Source organism: Simiaoa sunii (assembly GCF_014337175.1).
Classification (GTDB): domain Bacteria; phylum Bacillota; class Clostridia; order Lachnospirales; family Lachnospiraceae; genus Acetatifactor; species Acetatifactor intestinalis.
The window spans coordinates 365,062-382,028 of the sequence record NZ_CP060633.1; the positions used below are offsets into that span (position 1 = coordinate 365,062).

At 48.7% G+C, this 16,967-nt stretch carries 19 protein-coding genes; 17 read left to right on the forward strand and 2 right to left on the reverse strand.

Translation table 11 applies throughout. The annotated features are described in order from the left end of the window. Window positions 1-24 precede the first annotated feature (24 nt). Genes upp through H9Q77_RS01780 form a run of 4 tightly spaced genes read left to right on the forward strand, consistent with a single transcriptional unit; the run spans window position 25 to window position 4,143 of the window. Entirely contained in the window at window positions 25-654 is a 630-nt protein-coding gene (upp, locus tag H9Q77_RS01765; RefSeq protein WP_022154839.1) for a uracil phosphoribosyltransferase, read from the forward strand. 11 nt (window positions 655-665) lie between these two features. After that, the gene (locus tag H9Q77_RS01770; RefSeq protein WP_118547272.1) at window positions 666-1,157 is read left to right on the forward strand and encodes a deoxycytidylate deaminase; all 492 of its coding nucleotides are present in this window, start codon (window positions 666-668) and stop codon (window positions 1,155-1,157) included. A 26-nt stretch (window positions 1,158-1,183) separates the two neighbouring features. Then, window positions 1,184-2,347: a cell wall hydrolase gene (locus H9Q77_RS01775; RefSeq protein WP_249326411.1), complete on the forward strand. Its 1,164-nt coding sequence runs from the start codon at window positions 1,184-1,186 to the stop codon at window positions 2,345-2,347. A 17-nt stretch (window positions 2,348-2,364) separates the two neighbouring features. Next, window positions 2,365-4,143 carry a GGDEF domain-containing protein gene (locus H9Q77_RS01780; RefSeq protein WP_249326412.1) on the forward strand — a complete coding sequence of 593 codons (1,779 nt, stop codon included), beginning with the start codon at window positions 2,365-2,367 and terminating at the stop codon, window positions 4,141-4,143. A 73-nt stretch (window positions 4,144-4,216) separates the two neighbouring features. Here the strand turns inward: H9Q77_RS01780 and H9Q77_RS01785 are convergent, their stop codons facing one another. Both H9Q77_RS01785 and H9Q77_RS01790 read right to left on the reverse strand, forming a co-directional pair. Then, on the reverse strand, window positions 4,217-4,699 hold the full coding sequence (locus H9Q77_RS01785; RefSeq protein ID WP_249326413.1) for a DUF402 domain-containing protein: 483 nt from the start codon (window positions 4,697-4,699) through the stop codon (window positions 4,217-4,219). A 32-nt stretch (window positions 4,700-4,731) separates the two neighbouring features. Beyond that, window positions 4,732-5,316 carry a GNAT family N-acetyltransferase gene (locus H9Q77_RS01790; protein ID WP_330596015.1) on the reverse strand — a complete coding sequence of 195 codons (585 nt, stop codon included), beginning with the start codon at window positions 5,314-5,316 and terminating at the stop codon, window positions 4,732-4,734. 232 nt (window positions 5,317-5,548) lie between these two features. Between H9Q77_RS01790 and H9Q77_RS01795 the strand changes: the two genes are divergently transcribed. The 13 genes from H9Q77_RS01795 to H9Q77_RS01855 all read left to right on the forward strand — a co-directional run bounded on the left by H9Q77_RS01795 (window position 5,549) and on the right by H9Q77_RS01855 (window position 16,965). Beyond that, the gene (locus tag H9Q77_RS01795) at window positions 5,549-5,806 is read left to right on the forward strand and encodes an AtpZ/AtpI family protein (protein WP_022154833.1); all 258 of its coding nucleotides are present in this window, start codon (window positions 5,549-5,551) and stop codon (window positions 5,804-5,806) included. After that, on the forward strand, window positions 5,778-6,293 hold the full coding sequence (locus H9Q77_RS01800; protein ID WP_249326414.1) for an ATP synthase subunit I: 516 nt from the start codon (window positions 5,778-5,780) through the stop codon (window positions 6,291-6,293). The genes H9Q77_RS01795 and H9Q77_RS01800 overlap by 29 nt, the downstream gene beginning before the upstream one ends. A gap of 15 nt (window positions 6,294-6,308) precedes the next feature. Next, a complete protein-coding gene (gene atpB, locus H9Q77_RS01805; protein WP_249326415.1) occupies window positions 6,309-7,040 on the forward strand; it encodes a F0F1 ATP synthase subunit A in 732 nt (243 codons plus the stop codon). 53 nt (window positions 7,041-7,093) lie between these two features. Further along, window positions 7,094-7,348, forward strand: a complete 255-nt coding sequence (atpE, locus tag H9Q77_RS01810; RefSeq protein WP_022154830.1) for an ATP synthase F0 subunit C — start codon at window positions 7,094-7,096, stop codon at window positions 7,346-7,348. Window positions 7,349-7,400: 52 nt separating this feature from the next. Then, window positions 7,401-7,916, forward strand: a complete 516-nt coding sequence (atpF, locus tag H9Q77_RS01815) for a F0F1 ATP synthase subunit B (protein WP_334298683.1) — start codon at window positions 7,401-7,403, stop codon at window positions 7,914-7,916. Beyond that, complete coding sequence (gene atpH / locus H9Q77_RS01820; protein ID WP_154495426.1) at window positions 7,904-8,452, forward strand: ATP synthase F1 subunit delta; 549 nt, start codon at window positions 7,904-7,906, stop codon at window positions 8,450-8,452. The genes atpF and atpH overlap by 13 nt, the downstream gene beginning before the upstream one ends. Window positions 8,453-8,480: 28 nt before the next feature. Then, entirely contained in the window at window positions 8,481-9,989 is a 1,509-nt protein-coding gene (gene atpA, locus H9Q77_RS01825; protein ID WP_022154827.1) for a F0F1 ATP synthase subunit alpha, read from the forward strand. A 39-nt stretch (window positions 9,990-10,028) separates the two neighbouring features. Beyond that, window positions 10,029-10,889 (forward strand): ATP synthase F1 subunit gamma, encoded by an 861-nt coding sequence (gene atpG, locus H9Q77_RS01830; protein ID WP_022154826.1) that lies wholly within the window; start codon window positions 10,029-10,031, stop codon window positions 10,887-10,889. A gap of 41 nt (window positions 10,890-10,930) precedes the next feature. Further along, a complete protein-coding gene (gene atpD, locus H9Q77_RS01835) occupies window positions 10,931-12,325 on the forward strand; it encodes a F0F1 ATP synthase subunit beta (RefSeq protein ID WP_022154825.1) in 1,395 nt (464 codons plus the stop codon). Between the two features lie 20 nt (window positions 12,326-12,345). Beyond that, window positions 12,346-12,747, forward strand: a complete 402-nt coding sequence (gene atpC / locus H9Q77_RS01840; RefSeq protein WP_118547265.1) for an ATP synthase F1 subunit epsilon — start codon at window positions 12,346-12,348, stop codon at window positions 12,745-12,747. Window positions 12,748-12,820: 73 nt separating this feature from the next. Further along, complete coding sequence (locus H9Q77_RS01845; RefSeq protein WP_022154823.1) at window positions 12,821-13,165, forward strand: hypothetical protein; 345 nt, start codon at window positions 12,821-12,823, stop codon at window positions 13,163-13,165. A gap of 75 nt (window positions 13,166-13,240) precedes the next feature. Beyond that, a complete protein-coding gene (locus H9Q77_RS01850; protein WP_249326416.1) occupies window positions 13,241-14,419 on the forward strand; it encodes a class I SAM-dependent methyltransferase in 1,179 nt (392 codons plus the stop codon). A gap of 14 nt (window positions 14,420-14,433) precedes the next feature. After that, the gene (locus H9Q77_RS01855; protein WP_249326417.1) at window positions 14,434-16,965 is read left to right on the forward strand and encodes a hypothetical protein; all 2,532 of its coding nucleotides are present in this window, start codon (window positions 14,434-14,436) and stop codon (window positions 16,963-16,965) included. Window positions 16,966-16,967 lie beyond the last annotated feature (2 nt).

Sequence of the window (16,967 nt, forward strand, 5' to 3'; positions counted from 1 at the left end):
ACTAAAACACAGGAGGACAATCATATGTCAAAAGTAGTAGTTATGGACCATCCCTTAATTGAGCAGAAGATCGGAATCATCCGCAGAAAGGAAACAGGAACCAAGGATTTCAGACAGAACATCAGCGAGATTGCCATGCTGATCGGCTATGAAGCTACCAAGGATCTGAAACTGGAAGAAGTAGAGATCGAGACTCCCATCTGCAAGACTACCGTAAAACAGTTAAAGGGTAAAAAACTGGCACTGGTACCCATCCTGCGCGCAGGCCTTGGTATGGTAGATGGAATGCTGTCCCTGATCCCGGCTGCAAAGGTAGGACATATCGGACTGTACCGTGATCCGGAGACATTAAAGCCCGTAGAATATTACTGCAAACTTCCTGCAGACTGTGCAGAGCGTGAAGTATTCGTCGTAGATCCCATGCTGGCCACCGGTGGTTCTTCCATCGCGGCCATCCAGCTGCTGAAGGACAAGGGATGCAAGAGCATCCGTCTGCTGTGCATCATCGCAGCACCCGAAGGTGTGAAGGCTATGCAGGAAGCACATCCCGATGTGGATATCTATATCGGAGCAATGGATCAGAAGCTCAATGATCACGGATATATCGTTCCCGGACTGGGAGATGCTGGAGACCGTATTTTCGGTACCAAATAAAGGAGACACCAATGAGTGCCAAGCGCAGTGACTATATCAGTTGGGATGAATATTTCATGGGGGTAGCCCACCTGTCGGGGATGCGGTCCAAGGATCCGAATACCCAGGTGGGAGCCTGCATTGTCAGCCCGGACAATAAGATTCTGTCTATGGGATACAATGGGTTCCCCAAGGGTTGTTCCGATGATGAGTTCCCCTGGGAGAGGGAGAATGACAAGGATAGTAATCTGACAAAATATCCCTTTGTGACACATAGTGAACTGAATGCAATTTTGAATTACCGCGGAGGATCTTTAGAGGGCACAAAACTGTACGTGTCCCTTTTCCCCTGCAATGAGTGTGCGAAAGCCATCATTCAGGCAGGGATCCATACCGTAGTATATGACAGCGACAAATATCGGGGAACACCCTCCAACCGGGCAGCCAGGCGAATGTTTGATGCGGCGGGAGTGGAGTGCGTTCCATACAGCAGGACAGGACGTACGATACATATCGGGGTCTGAACGACAGATTAAAGGAGTATGAACGGTTGAGGCGCCTACAGAAGACAGCTGTACTGCTTGCAGCGGTGATCCTTGCAGGAGCATTTTCTTCAGAAGACATCAAAGTAGAAGCTACCAGCAGTACCTGGCAGCAGATTCAGAAGGAACAGCAGGAGAAAAATGAACTGCAGAACCAGTTGAACCAGGAAAATGATAATCTGGAGAACCTGAAGGGAGAGCAGAATTCCCTCAAGGGACAACTGAATAATCTGAACGGTCAATTGACGGAGGTCAGCAATAATCTGGCGGATCTGGAACAGCAGATCGCGGATAAGGAGCAGGAGATCGCAGATACCCAGGACAGTCTGGAGGAAGCGAAGGCTACCGAAGAGTGGCAGTATGAATGTATGGTGATCCGCGTCCGGGATATGTATGAACGGAACGAGACCAGTTACATCAATGCTCTTCTGAACGCGCAGAGCTTTGACCAGGTGTTGAATGCTGCGGACTTTTTTGAACGGATCGCTGCCTATGACCAGAAAAAGCTGAAGGAATTCGAGGAAAACCGCCAGCTGATCGAAGAGGAAGAGGCAAGGCTTCAGACAGAGAAGGCAGAGCTGGATAATCTGAAATTAGAAGCGGAAGCTGAAAAAAGCAAGGTATCCGGTCTGATCAGCCAGACATCCAACAATATCGCCAAATATGCCGGAGACATCTCCGAAGCGGAACAGAGAGCCCTGGCATACGAAGCGGAGATCAAGAAAAAAGAGGATAATCTGGAAACCCTCAGGAAAAAGCTTGCCGAAGAGATCGCTATGTCCCAGAAAGCGGCAAATGCCACCTGGCGGGATATTTCCGATATCTCTTTCGAAGAGGGAGACAGATATCTGTTAGCCAATCTGATCTACTGTGAAGCGGGAGGCGAACCCTATGACGGTCAACTGGCGGTAGCCAGCGTTGTGATCAATCGTGTCAGAAGTTCAGTCTATCCCAACACGGTGGTGGGTGTGATCTATCAGAACAAACAGTTCTCACCGGTAGCCAGTGGACGGTTGGAACTGGCTCTGGCTGCGAACAAGGCCACGAGCCGTTGCTATCAGGCGGCGGATGAGGCAATGTCCGGAGTGACGAATGTAGGCAATTGCGTGTATTTCCGTACCCCGGTGGAAGGACTGACCGGCATCAGTATCGGTGGCCATATATTTTACTAAGGTGAAAGTGATAATCTATGAAAATCAACATCGTAGAACGAGAAGGGTATTCCAACAGAATTATGAATTGGAAGATCTATGTGAGGAAGGATCTGACAGTAGCCAAGGCATCGGAATATTACTATGAATTTATCGAGGAAAATTCTTTTCGCCCGGTGAGTGAACTGGTGCTGCCGGAGGATGGTGAATTGTTGAAAGAGGCTGTTGCGGCGGAATTGCTCGCTCCACTGGAATTAATGACAGTTCTCAGCAATCTCAAAGATAGTACCCGGAATGTGTATCTGCGTATGGAACAGAGTGAACAGACAGAGGACGGAATTCCTTTGTATCAGATCACACTATCGGATCTGCATGATCTGGAGAATAGAACGGTACAGCTGGAACAGAGCATTTTAAAGTATCGTCATTTTATGACATTGGAAGATGTTTATTACTTTGAATATCTGATCGACAGCGATCATATCACAGTGTATAAATATGTCAATGAACGGGCAATGAATCAGTTTGAGGGATCGTTGAAGGATCTGATCCGGATGGTGGAGAACGCACATACAGACAGTAACATTGCCGAAATGGAAGAACATCTGCGGGCGTTTTGTGCCCATTTGCGTAATGGCAAAGATTCCTTTGAAATGAAATTCAACGGTCAGGATGAAGACGAGAGAATGTGGACGGTGAGAGCCTCCCGGATTCCGAAAAACCGGAACATGCTGGCCGGTATCATAGATTCGGACAAAAACCGTAAGCAGGAAGCCTACTATCTGACTCCGGCAGCCAGGGATGCCGGAACAGGTCTGCTGAATAAGCGGGCATGGACGGAATATACCATCGAACAGCTGAATCGGAAGGACGGCCGGGTCCGCTGGCTGGTGATCATTGATGTTGACGAGTTCAAACATATTAACGACACCTATGGACATATCTTCGGAGATCAGGTGATCCGTGGAGTGGCAGAGATCATGCAGGAGCTGGTAGGACAGAGAGGTGTCATCGGCAGATTCGGTGGAGACGAGTATGTGATTCTGTTAGAGAAGGTTGAGACCAGGGAACAGTTGAAAACCCTGCTTAAGACCATTGCGAAGGAACTCAGACTGGCATTCGATCCGAAGATCCATGTGACAGCTTCTATCGGTGTGTCGGAATACCCGGTGGACGGAACAGAGTATGAGTATCTGATGCGCAAGGCGGATAAAGCTCTGTATCTTGCCAAGGAAAAAGGCAAGAATCGACACATTATATATGAAGAGCGTCTGCATGGAAAGCTGGAGACCGACGATATGCAGAACATGGCTATGGCCTATGCGGTATCCAAGGAGAAAAAACGGGAAGTTATCACAGATATGATCACAAAATTATGTGTATCGGGCGTGAACGCTATTGTGAAAAATGAAGAGCGCCTGCAACAGATCCGCAGTCTGTTTGATCTGGATGGTATTACTATTTTTTCGGACAGAGGTAGTAACCTTGTCTGCAGAAACGGTAATTATGTGGTGGAGGCTCCGGATGGTCGTCCCGGGTTTGAAGATGAAGGGTATCTGGCACTGTTTGGTGATGATGGTATTTTTGTAGAATCCAATATGATAAAACTTCGTTCCCAGAACCCGGCAGCCTATGCTGTGACACAGGAGCAGGAGGTTGGGGCTGCTCTTCGGTGCCTGTCCAGAAAAGAAGGAATTCCTTATACAATGGTCAATTTTGAAGTGTTCAATCGTAACCGTAAGTGGTCGGATGAAGACATCACCCTGCTGACGCTGCTGGGACATTGCATCGGAGATTTGCTGAATTATTCAGAGTAAAGTAAACACATGAGCAAAAAGTAAGCACTGCAAGTGCGGTTTTGCGAATGCGTTACTCTGAATAGTTCAGTAATTACAGTCCGCTTTTTTCCAGAGGACTCTGGAGACGGTCGAATTTGTCACGATAGATGATCGTGATCAGGTTATTTAACTGGCGCAGGCAGTCAGTCATCTGTGCCTGCGTGATCAGACCTTTTTCCAGTGCCTCTGCCAGCTCGTCCAGGTCAACGACATGCATTCTTCCGTCGGGATAGAGGATAATGTCAGCCAGCAGATCGGTAACAATCAGGGCATTGTCCTCCGGACGGCGGGTGTATTCTACAATATCGCAGTACCAGTACAACAGAGACCCGTCATGACGGTAGAACTTGCTGATCTTGAACCCTTCCTTCAGATAATAGCAGGAACAGCCATGGGAAAAAGTAGTCTTGGGATTCAGCGTTTTCCATTTTGTCAGAATATAATCATCGTTCTGTTCTACGATAATATCATCTTTTAACAAAATACATTCTTCCGGGATCAGGCGTTTCCGGTAGATCTGAAGTTCGTTATTCATAGCATTTCTCCTTTGTATCAATTTGATAGCGTTCAAAGTTCCGGGAAAGGAATAAAAGACAGTGGCGGCACGGTGTGAAGACACAAGGTCTTCTCCATCCAGATCATGTCATGCCATTCCCCCTGCTTGAAGCCGGAAGCATGAAAATGAGCAACGGTCTTGTAACCGTGCTTCTCATGAAAAGCAATACTGGGCGGATTCGGATAAGTGATGCAGGCACATACATTGCAGATGTGCTGCGCTGTCAGATATTTTTCCAGCTTCTGATAAAGAAGGCTGCCGACACCACTGCTTCGAAGATTTTGACTGACATAAATGGAGGTCTCCACGGACCAGTCGTACGCAGCACGACCCTTGAAAGCGGAGGCGTAGGCGTAGCCTATGGGAACACCGTTTTTCTCTGCTGTCAGATAAGGGTAACGGGCGAGGGTATGCCGGATGCGTTCGGCGAATTCCTCCACGGAAGGAACCGTGTATTCAAAAGTGATCGAGGTGTTCTCCACATAGGGAGCGTAAATGGCAGCCAGGGCTTCGGCATCTTCCGGTGTGGCGGTCCGGATCTTAATTTCATCATTGGCAGTGGTCTGCATTGCGGCAATCCCTCTTTCTGTGATCATTCATAATTTCTGTAAAATAGTTACTCAAATAGTACTTCCGAGAAAGTATCCAAGTCAATCTTTTTTTTAGTTGGAATTTATATTTTTTTTACGGTTTCAGCAAGGGGATTTTACTGGACAGAGTGTTCAGATTTCGTTATAATGACTATAGGTTTGTCTTGTGGGGACAAAATATATTTAAAAATGTACAAAAATATATGCTTAGAGCAGAAATCAACACGGAGAGAAAGCAGTGTCAAGAAAAAAGAAACCCTATGACAGAACCGTATTCCGTTCGATTGCGCTGATCATGCAATTCGGTATCAACATGCTGGTGCCGATCTGCCTGATGTCGGCGGTGGGTGTCTGGATGGACAAACATTTCGGAACGAACTTCTGGATGATCCTGCTTTTCTGTATGGGAGCAGTGGCCGGAGGGCAGAATGTATACCGTATGGCCAGGACAATTTATGATGACAGCGATGAGAAACACACTAAAAAAGATAAATAGAACCGTTTTGGAGATGGACTTAGGAATCCTGTTTCTGGGAGTGCTGGCACAGATCATCGGAGCCTTTATCGCGAAGGATAAAATGATGTATGCAGGGAGCCTGTGGCTCGGTGTCTTGCTTGCGCTTGCAGCAACATATCATATGTACCGTTCCCTGGACCGGGCGCTGGATCAGCCGGAGAAGACCGCACAGAAGATGATCTTCCGCGGATATATCCTGCGTTATGTGATACTGATTTTTATATTGCTGGTGCTTATGAAGACAGAGGTGATGAATCCTCTGATCTTCTTTTTCTCCTATGTGATATGTATGAAAGTAACGGCGTTTCTACAGCCGCTTACCCATAAATTATGCAATAAATTGTTTCATGAAACGGATCCGATTCCCCAGGCGATGCCGGAGGAGACTGCCGGAGGCGAAAATGCCCCGGAGAACCCGGAAGGAGCCGAAAAGAACGGAGAAGTGACAGAACAACAGAATAAATAATAAGGAGGTGAAACGATGGAACATGGAATTTTGTTATCCGGTGCCGATAATATCGATTTTATGATACATGGCGTGTTTAAGTATTCCTTTTTCGGTCATGAGGTATGGATAACGACCACACATGTGTGTGTGTTGATCGTCATGTTGATCATCATTGGTTTTGCTATTGTCGCCAACCGCTGTATGGCCAAAGCCAGAGAAGTGCCGGAAGGCTTTCAGAATGTGGTGGAGCTGATCGTGGAGAAGCTGGACGCCATGGTGGATACTCCCATGGGCAAGGCGGCACCGAAGTTCTATAACTACATTGGAACGATCTTCATCTTCATTCTGGTGAGTAATATTTCCGGTCTGCTGGGACTTCGTCCCCCCACAGCGGATTATGGTGTGACACTGCCCCTCGGCGTACTGACTTTTATATTGATTCATTATAACCAGTTCAAGTACCAGAAGCCGAAGGAGATCTGGGAAGGCATGTGTTCCCCGCTGCCGCCCTGGCTGCCGATCTGGCTGCCCATCAACCTGATCAGTGAGATCGCTGTACCGATTTCGTTGTCTTTGCGTCTGTTCGCAAACGTATTGTCCGGAACGGTAATGATGGCATTGATCTACGGATTGTTAGGTGTGATCGCTACGGCGTGGCCCGCAGCGTTGCATGTGTATTTTGACCTGTTCTCCGGAGCCATCCAGACATACGTATTCTGTATGCTGACGATGACTTATATCGCAAATGCAAGAGGAGACGCGTGAACTTAAAATGCTAGAAAGATTCTGAAAGAATCTCAATAATAGGAGGATTTACTATGGATTTTAATGAAAACTTTATCTTAGGTTGTTCCGCAATCGGTGCAGGTCTGGCAGTTATCGCCGGTATCGGACCCGGTGTAGGACAGGGTATCGCAGCAGGACATGCTGCCGCAGCAGTAGGACGTAATCCCGGTGCTAAGTCCGAGATCACTTCCACCATGTTATTAGGACAGGCAGTTGCCGAGACCACCGGTCTGTACGGTCTGCTGATCGCTATGCTGCTGTTGTTCGTAAAGCCCTTACTTCCCTGATTAAACGAAAGGAATGCGGATGAAAATGATACTATTAACAGAAGGCGAGACCATGTCAAGACTGTTTGACCTGGACTGGCAGCTGCTGGCAGATTCCTGCCTGATGATCATTGCCATCTTCGTATTGTTCCTGGCGCTCAGCTATTTCCTGTTCAATCCGGCGAGAAAGTTCTTAAATGATCGTAAAGAGAAGATCAGAGGAGAACTGGAAGAAGCGAAGACCAGTCAGGAAAAAGCCGCAGAACTGAAGGAACAGTATGAGGCGAAGCTGAAAAACATCGACAAAGAGGCAGAGGACATCTTAAGTGATGCCAGAAGACGGGCACTCCAGAACGAGGAGCGCATCGTCGCACAGGCGAAGGAAGAAGCAGGCAGAATCCTGGCGAGAGCACAGGAAGAAGCCAGACTGGAAAAACAGAAAATGTCCGACGAGATCAAACAGGAGATCGTATCCGTGGCATCTGTCATGGCAGGTAAGCTTGTGGGTGCGTCCATAGACACCGCCAGACAGAACAGTCTGATCGAAGAGACGCTGAAGGAAATGGGTGAGGACACATGGCAAAATTAGTTTCCAAAGTCTATGGAGAAGCCCTTTTCGAAGTGGCGGTCGACCATGGAAATGCGATCCGTCTGATGAATGAGACCGCAGAACTTCAGAAGATCCTGGAAGACAATCCCGATTTTGACAAGCTGATGAAGCATCCCGGGATTCCCAAGCAGGAGAAACTCTCCATGGTGGAGAAGGTTTTCCGGGGCAGGGTAAGCGACGATCTGACAGAATTTTTGAAGATCGTGGTGACCAAGGAACGCTACGGCTCATTAAAGGCAATTTTTGCTTATTTTACCGAACTGGTCAGAGAATCGGAAGGAATGGGAACCGCATATGTAAGTACCGCAGTGGAGCTGACGAAGGAACAGAAACAGGCAGTGAGAGAAAAGCTGCTTCAAACGACTTCTTATCAGTCCTTTGATGTGTATTACCATGTGGATCCGACACTGATCGGCGGAATGGTGATCCGGGTAGGTGACCGGGTAGTGGACAGCAGTATCCGGACCAAACTCGAAGATATGAAGAAACAATTATTAAATATTCAGCTGGGATGACCGGCTGAAAGAAAGGTGCGACAGATCCATGAATTTAAGACCAGAAGAAATAAGTTCCGTCATTAAGGAACAGATCGAAAGATATTCTTCCCAGCTGGATGTCTCCGATGTCGGAACCGTCATCCAGGTAGCGGATGGTATCGCTCGTGTACATGGACTGGAAAATGCCATGCAGGGTGAGCTGTTACAGTTCCCCGGCGATGTGTATGGCATGGTGCTGAATCTGGAAGAAGATAATGTCGGTGTCGTATTGCTTGGCAGCGCCAGCAATATCGAAGAGGGCGATATCGTCAAGACCACCGGACGTGTGGTAGAGGTGCCCGTAGGTGATGCATTGCTTGGACGAGTAGTGAACTCCTTAGGACAGCCCATCGATGGCAAGGGCCCCATACAGACCGATAAATTCCGCAAGATTGAGCGTGTGGCAAGTGGTGTTATCACTCGTAAGAGCGTAGACACGCCGCTCCAGACAGGTATCAAGGCAATCGACTCCATGGTTCCCATCGGAAGAGGTCAGCGTGAGCTGATCATCGGTGACCGTCAGACCGGTAAGACCGCTATTGCGATCGATACGATCATCAACCAGAAGGGTCAGAACGTAAAGTGTATCTATGTAGCCATCGGTCAGAAAGCATCTACCGTGGCAAATATCGTAAAGACACTGGAGGAGTTTGGTGCCATGGCATATACCACCGTTGTGGTATCCACGGCAAGTGACCTGGCTCCCTTACAGTACATCGCTCCTTATTCCGGCTGTGCGATCGGTGAGGAGTGGATGGAGAACGGAGAAGACGTACTGGTAGTGTATGATGACTTAAGTAAACATGCTACCGCATACCGTACACTCTCCCTGCTCCTTCGTCGTCCACCCGGACGTGAGGCATATCCCGGTGACGTATTCTATCTGCATTCCAGACTGTTAGAGCGTGCGGTCCGCATGAGTGACGAATACGGCGGAGGTTCCCTGACGGCACTTCCCATCATCGAGACCCAGGCAGGAGATGTATCCGCATACATTCCTACCAACGTAATTTCCATTACCGACGGACAGATCTATCTGGAGACAGAAATGTTCAATTCCGGTTTCCGTCCCGCGGTAAATGCAGGTCTGTCAGTATCCCGTGTAGGTGGTGCGGCACAGATCAAGGCAATGAAGAAGATCGCGGCGCCGATCCGTACCGAACTTGCTCAGTACAGAGAGCTGGCTTCCTTCGCACAGTTCGGATCTGAACTGGATGCAGATACCAAGGAGAAGCTGGCGCAGGGCGAACGTATCAAGGAAGTGCTGAAGCAGCCTCAGTACCAGCCTATGCCGGTACAGTATCAGGTTATCATCATCTATGCGGTGACTAAGAGATTCCTGCTGGATGTGCCGGTAGAGGACATCACCAGATTTGAGAAGGAATTCTTCGATTATCTGGATACTAAGCATCCCGAGATTCCTGCAGCCATCGCTGAGGAAAAGGTGATCTCCGATGCTACGGAAGAAAAGCTTGTGAAGGCACTGAATGATTTCAAGGCAGAGTTTCTGAAATAAGTGTGTCAGCCGTGATATACGGCAGAATGAGAGGTAACTATGGCATCAATGCGTGATATCAAGCGCCGTAAGACCAGCATTCAGGGCACACAGCAGATCACCAAGGCGATGAAGCTGGTATCTACGGTAAAGCTTCAAAGAGCCAGAGCAGGTGCAGAACGTTCTCAGACGTATTTTGACTGTATGTATGATACCGTAAATAATATCCTGTCCAGGGTAGGTCATCTGGAACACAAGTATCTTGTCCCGGGGGCTTGTCCGAAAAAGGCGGTCATTGTCATTACCTCCAATCGAGGTCTGGCAGGCGGTTACAATTCCAACGTAGCCAAACTGATCACCGGACAGGAGGACTGGAAGACAGAAGACGTGGTAGTCTATGCCATCGGTAATAAGGGCCGGGAGATCCTGGAGAGAAAAGGATATACCGTGAAGGAATCCTATCCGGAGGTCATTGAGGAACCGGCTTATGCGGAAGCAATGCTTCTGTCACAGAAGCTGTTGACATCATTTGCAGCCGGAGAGATCGGAGAGATCTATCTGGCATATACACATTTTAAAAACACGGTGAGCCATGAGCCGAAGCTGTTGAAGCTTCTGCCTGTGGAATATGATGCAGACGCGAAAGCCCCCGCAGAGGGTGCTGACGCACTGATGAATTTTGAACCGGAAGATGTGGAAGCACTGGATATGATCATACCGAAATATATTTCCAGTCTGATCTATGGTGCACTGATGGAAGCGGCAGCCAGTGAGAACGGTGCCCGTATGCAGGCCATGGATAATGCCACCAGTAATGCGGAGGATATGATCAGTGATCTGTCACTGAAGTATAACCGCGCAAGACAGGGAAGCATTACCCAGGAGCTTACAGAGATCATTGCAGGCGCAGAGGCGCTTTAATTATTGGAACATGCCCATCAGTGGGCAGGAAAGAGGTAGAAATGGCAGGAGAGAATAAAGGAAGGATCACCCAGGTCATCGGTGCCGTACTGGATGTACGATTCGATGAGGGCAAACTTCCCGAGATCAATGACGCGATCCGCATCCCTACCAGAGATGGAGGAGAACTGGTAGTAGAAGTCTCCCAGCACTTGGGTGATGATACTGTCAGATGTATCGCCATGGGTACTACCGACGGACTGGTAAGAGGAATGGAGGCAATCGCCACAGGAGCTCCGATTTCCGTGCCGGTAGGAGAAAATACCCTGGGCAGAATATTTAATGTACTGGGTCAGCCGATTGATAACAAGCCGGTACCGGAGGGGGTATCTTACGAGCCTATCCACCGTGCTGCACCGACCTTCGCAGAGCAGTCTACGGACACAGAACTGCTTGAGACCGGTATTAAGGTCGTTGACCTGCTCTGCCCTTATCAGAAGGGTGGTAAGATCGGTCTGTTCGGCGGTGCCGGAGTAGGTAAGACCGTACTGATCCAGGAGCTGATCCGTAATATCGCTACCGAGCACGGCGGATATTCCGTATTCACCGGTGTAGGTGAGCGTACCCGTGAGGGTAACGACCTGTATCACGAGATGCAGGAGTCCGGCGTACTGGACAAGACCACCATGGTATTCGGACAGATGAATGAGCCCCCCGGAGCGAGAATGAGAGTCGGTCTGACCGGACTGACCATGGCAGAGTACTTCCGTGACAAGGGTGGTAAGGATGTGCTGCTGTTCATCGACAACATTTTCCGTTTCACCCAGGCAGGAAGTGAGGTATCCGCACTGTTAGGCCGTATGCCTTCCGCAGTAGGATACCAGCCTACATTACAGACAGAGATGGGTGCGCTGCAGGAGCGTATCACATCCACCAAGAACGGATCCATTACTTCCGTACAGGCAGTCTATGTGCCTGCGGATGACCTGACAGACCCGGCACCTGCGACCACATTCGCACATCTGGATGCCACCACGGTTCTGTCCCGTTCTATCGTAGAACTGGGAATCTATCCCGCAGTAGACCCTCTGGAGTCCACATCCCGTATCCTGGATCCCAGAATCGTAGGTAAGGAGCATTATGAGACCGCCCGCGGTGTGCAGGAGATCCTGCAGAGATATAAGGAATTACAGGATATTATCGCCATCCTCGGTATGGACGAATTGTCCGAGGAAGACAAGCTGGTTGTATCCCGTGCCCGTAAGATCCAGAGATTCCTGTCCCAGCCCTTCTTCGTGGCAGGACAGTTCACCGGTCTGGAAGGAAAATACGTACCGATCAGCGAGACCATCCGCGGATTCCGTGAGATCCTGGATGGCAAGCATGATGATATTCCGGAGAGCTACTTCCTGAATGCCGGAAGCATCGATGATGTACTGGCAAAGGTTCATGCATAGCATGAGAGGGGAGTTCAGATATGGCAGATAAAGATTTTCAACTTCGTATCATAACCCCGGAAAGAGTATTCTATGAGGGAACTGTGGATATGGTAGAATTCAATACCACGGAAGGACAGATCGGTGTCCTTCCGGGACACATTCCCCTGACGGTGATCGTGAAGCCGGGTATCCTGCATATTACGGAGAAGGACGGAGAGAAGGAGGCAGCACTGCATTCTGGATTCGCCGAGATCCTTCCCGAGGGAGTTATCATTCTGGCAGAGATCATCGAATGGCCCAATGAGATCGATGAGAACCGTGCGGAGGCAGCACTGCACCGTGCGGAAGAGAGACTGCGCAGCAAGACGCCGGAGACGGATATTGCCAGAGCAGAGACGGCATTGCAGAGAGCAATGGCGAGAATTCAGGTGTTGCGATAATTTTCGCAGCACCTGTTTTTCACTTTATAGAGAGAAAATGCATATGCTATAAAAAAGCATGAGGCATTTTAAAATGGTAGCAAGACCGTTTTTTATGACATTGCCCGGATATCCCGGAAGAATGGATGAAAAAGAAATATTAAATGACTTGGAATATCTGCAGCAGACCTATCCCGGAGAAGTCAGACGCTGTCAGCGCAGGATTGCGGAAATATTGGACAAATACGATTACGAAGGAAGTATGATCTATGACGAATATCCGGACCGCTTCAGCCTCTACCGGATCGCTGATACCATTGGTAAGATCCTGGAGCGGGAATCGGGAAAAGTCTCCGGAGATCTGATCCAGGTACTGGTGTGTGATGAGATCTACAAGAGAAGACACGGCGGAAAACGCGGAATGATTGCATTTTTATAGCAAAGAGGAAGCATTTATGTTACAATGAACACTGTGAATTCATCAGGCATGAAGCGTATGGAAGCAGGATAAACTATGGAAGAATTGAGAATACTTTTACAGAAAATTTTGAATAAAGATCTGCAACAGATCATTCTAAGCAACAGTCGTAATCCGGAACAGATACAGAAAGTAAAGATCCGACCGGTATTGATCCGGGACGAATTATTGTTTCAGGAGACGAGATACAAAGGAACGCAGGTATTTCATGAGAATTATACAGCGGCGCAGATGACGGACGGAATCTGTGCCGCATTGCAGGAACAGTTCCGGCAGGGAGAATTTACGGCAAAAAGCTTACAGGCTACGGCGTTAGTCAGTAAAAAAGGAAAGCTGACTCTGAAGGTGAAAAATAACGGTGTATCAAAAACGGGGAAAAGTACCGCTCCCGAACAGGAGGATCTGCAGGCACTTTCGCATAACCGTACCAAGCATTATATCTTAGAGGAAGGAAAGCCTGTGGATTTTCTGGTGGGACTGGGTGTGCAGACGCCGGACGGTCGTGTGACGAAGGCGAGATTCGATAAGTTCCGCCAGATCAACCGCTATCTGGAATTCATCGAGGATGTGATCAATGAACTGCCGACAGACCGGACGATCCGGATCATTGATTTCGGCTGCGGCAAATCTTATCTTACTTTTGCCATGTATTACTATCTGCACGAATTACAGCATAGAGACATTCAGGTGACTGGACTGGATCTGAAGACTGATGTGATCAAACATTGCAATGAACTGGCGGAGAAGCTGGGCTATGACAGATTAAAATTTGAACGGGGAGACATCAGCACCTATGAGGGAACGGATGTGGCGGATATGGTGGTGACACTGCATGCCTGTGACCTGGCAACGGATTATGCCCTGGACAAAGCGGTAAAATGGGGAGCCAGAGTTATCCTGGCGGTACCCTGCTGTCAGCACGAACTGAACAGACAGATGAAGTGTGATTCTCTGAAGCTGGTATTGAAATATGGGATCATCAAGGAACGTATCGCGGCACTGCTTACAGATGCCCTCAGAGCGAATCTCCTGGAACAGCAGGGGTACGAGACACAGATACTGGAATTCATCGACATGGAACATACTCCGAAGAATCTGTTGATCCGTGCGGTGAAAAAGGGCAGCATGCGCCCGAAGCACAGTACGGATATCCGTACTGTGGAGGAACTGCTGCATGTGATGCCGACACTGGACAAACTGCTGAATAATAAATGAGTGAAGAAGCAAGAATGAAGAAAACGATTATTAAAATTGCCGTGTGCGTTGTGGTGTTTATAGCATCAGCGTTTATCATCGGCGGCATTATGAATCAGGGACATAATAACATGACCATGGAAATGGCTCCGGCGACACTTCCCGTGATCACCATGGAGAGCGGCGGTGTGGCATGCAACGAGCTGCATGGCAACACAGTGGAAATGGATGTCGCATACCAGAAAGATACCGTGACTATGCTGGGTGCGGACAGACAGGCAAATTTTACCGTGGATACCTATGGCAGAGAAATCACGGGAATTTCCATGGAAGTCCGCAGCATTGACGGTTCCCGACTTATAGAGAACGGAGAAGTCACCGGATGGAAGGCGGGAGGTAAAAGCTTTCCGGTCACGCTGACTTTAAAAGACCTGATCGATACCAATACACAGTACAGCCTGACCCTGATCCTGGAATTGGAAGGGGAACAGAAGGTCTACTATTATACGACGATTCTGTGGAACGACGACCTGCATATCGCAGAGATCCTGGAGTTCGCATCGGATTTCCATGGGAAACTGTATGACAAAGAAGCGGCAAAGGAACTGACTAAATACCTGGAACCGAATTCGAAACTGACGGATAACGGTACTTTTCACAAAGTGAACATCCACAGCAATTTCCAACAGATTACCTGGGGGAACCTGGAGCCTGCCCAGGAGGGAGCAGCTTCTCTGCGCCTGGTACAGGTGAATGGGAACATTGCTTCCCTGCTGATGGATTTTGTAGTGTCTACCGGTGAGGGGAAAAATAAGATATATTATAGCGTGGAAGAATACTATCGCGTCAGATATACCTCGGAGAGAATGTATCTGCTGGATTATGAGCGGACCATGACGCAGATTCCGGATACCGGGCGGATGTATGCCAATGATAAGATTCTCCTGGGGATCACGGATGAAAATGTGGACATGGTGGAGAGCACCGATGGAAATACCGTGGTATTTTCCGATAGGGGACAGCTGCTTTGCTATAACGCGGTGACCAATGGGCTCACGGTGATCTTCTCTTTCTATGACAAGGACAATGCGGACTGTCGTACGCTGTATGACCATCACGGTATCAAGATCCTCGATGTGGACGAGGGCGGCAATGTAAAATTTGCCGTATACGGCTACATGAACCGCGGAAGACATGAGGGCGAGACCGGCATTCAGATCTTAAGTTACGACAATTCGCTGAACACCATCGAGGAAGAGGTCTATATTCCGTATTCCAAGAGTTATGCGGTGCTGAAAGACGAGATGGGCCAGCTTTTGTACCGGAACAGGCAGCAGCATCTGTACTTTTTCCTCGAAAACGGTGTCTATGATGTGGATCTGGAGAACCGAAGCGCAGAGCAGCTGGTAAGCATCCGGCAGGATGACAGTCTTCAGGTATCGGAGAATCATGAGATCATCGTATGGCAGGAAGGGGACGATATCAATCACAGTAATCAGCTGAATGTGAGGAACCTGAATACCGGAGAACAGACCGTGATCCGGGCTGAGGATGGGGATGCCATCCGTCCTCTTGGCTTTATGGGAGAGGACATCATCTACGGAGTGGCAAGGGAGAGCGATATCCGCACGGAGAATTCCGGACAGATCTTCTATCCTATGTATAAGGTATGTATCAGTAATTCTTCCGGTGCCAGCCTGAAAGAATACGGGCAGGAAGGAATCTATGTCGTGGGATGTACGATCGAGAGCAACCAGATCACACTGTCCCGCCTGCAGCGGACGGAGAACGGCAGCTACCAGGAGATCCTGGATGACCAGATCATGAACAATGTGGAAGAAGAAGCCGGACAGAATAAAGTGGTCACGGCAAATATCGATATTTATGAGCGCTATGTGCAGATTCAGACGAAATCTTCCATTGATGCGAAGACCATCAAGGTGCTGAACCCCAAGGAGGTTGTATTCGAGGGCGGTAGAGAGCTGGAACTGGATGCGGTCAGTGAAGTGCCCCGGTATTATGTTTGCAATGCGTATGGCGTATGCGGTATCTACAGTGCTCCGGGCACGGCGGTGAAGGAAGCCTATGACACGTCCGGCATTGTGACCAATGACCGCGGAGTTACGGTATGGCTCAAAGGAAACCGTGTCAGCAGGAATCAGATCATGGCCATCAAGGAAGAGAGCGTCACGGAGCAGAAGAACAGCTTGGCTGTATGCTTGGATAACATTCTCAGACATGCCGGAATTACCCGTAACACCGAGTACGATCTGGCGCAGGGCAAGACCGCTACTGCGATCCTGTCGGAAAATATGACGGGAGTACAGGTACTGGATTTAAGTGGGTGTACGCTGGATGCAGTGCTGTATTATGTGAATCAGGATATCCCGGTATTGGCGATCCTGGAGGACGGGGAAGCAGTGCTGGTGACAGGATTTAATGAATTCAATGTGGTCATTATGGAACCTGCCACCGGCAAGCTGTATAAGAAGGGAATGAATGATGCCACAGCGTGGTTTGCTGAGAATGGCAATCATTTCATCACATACATGAGAACAGAGAATTAAAT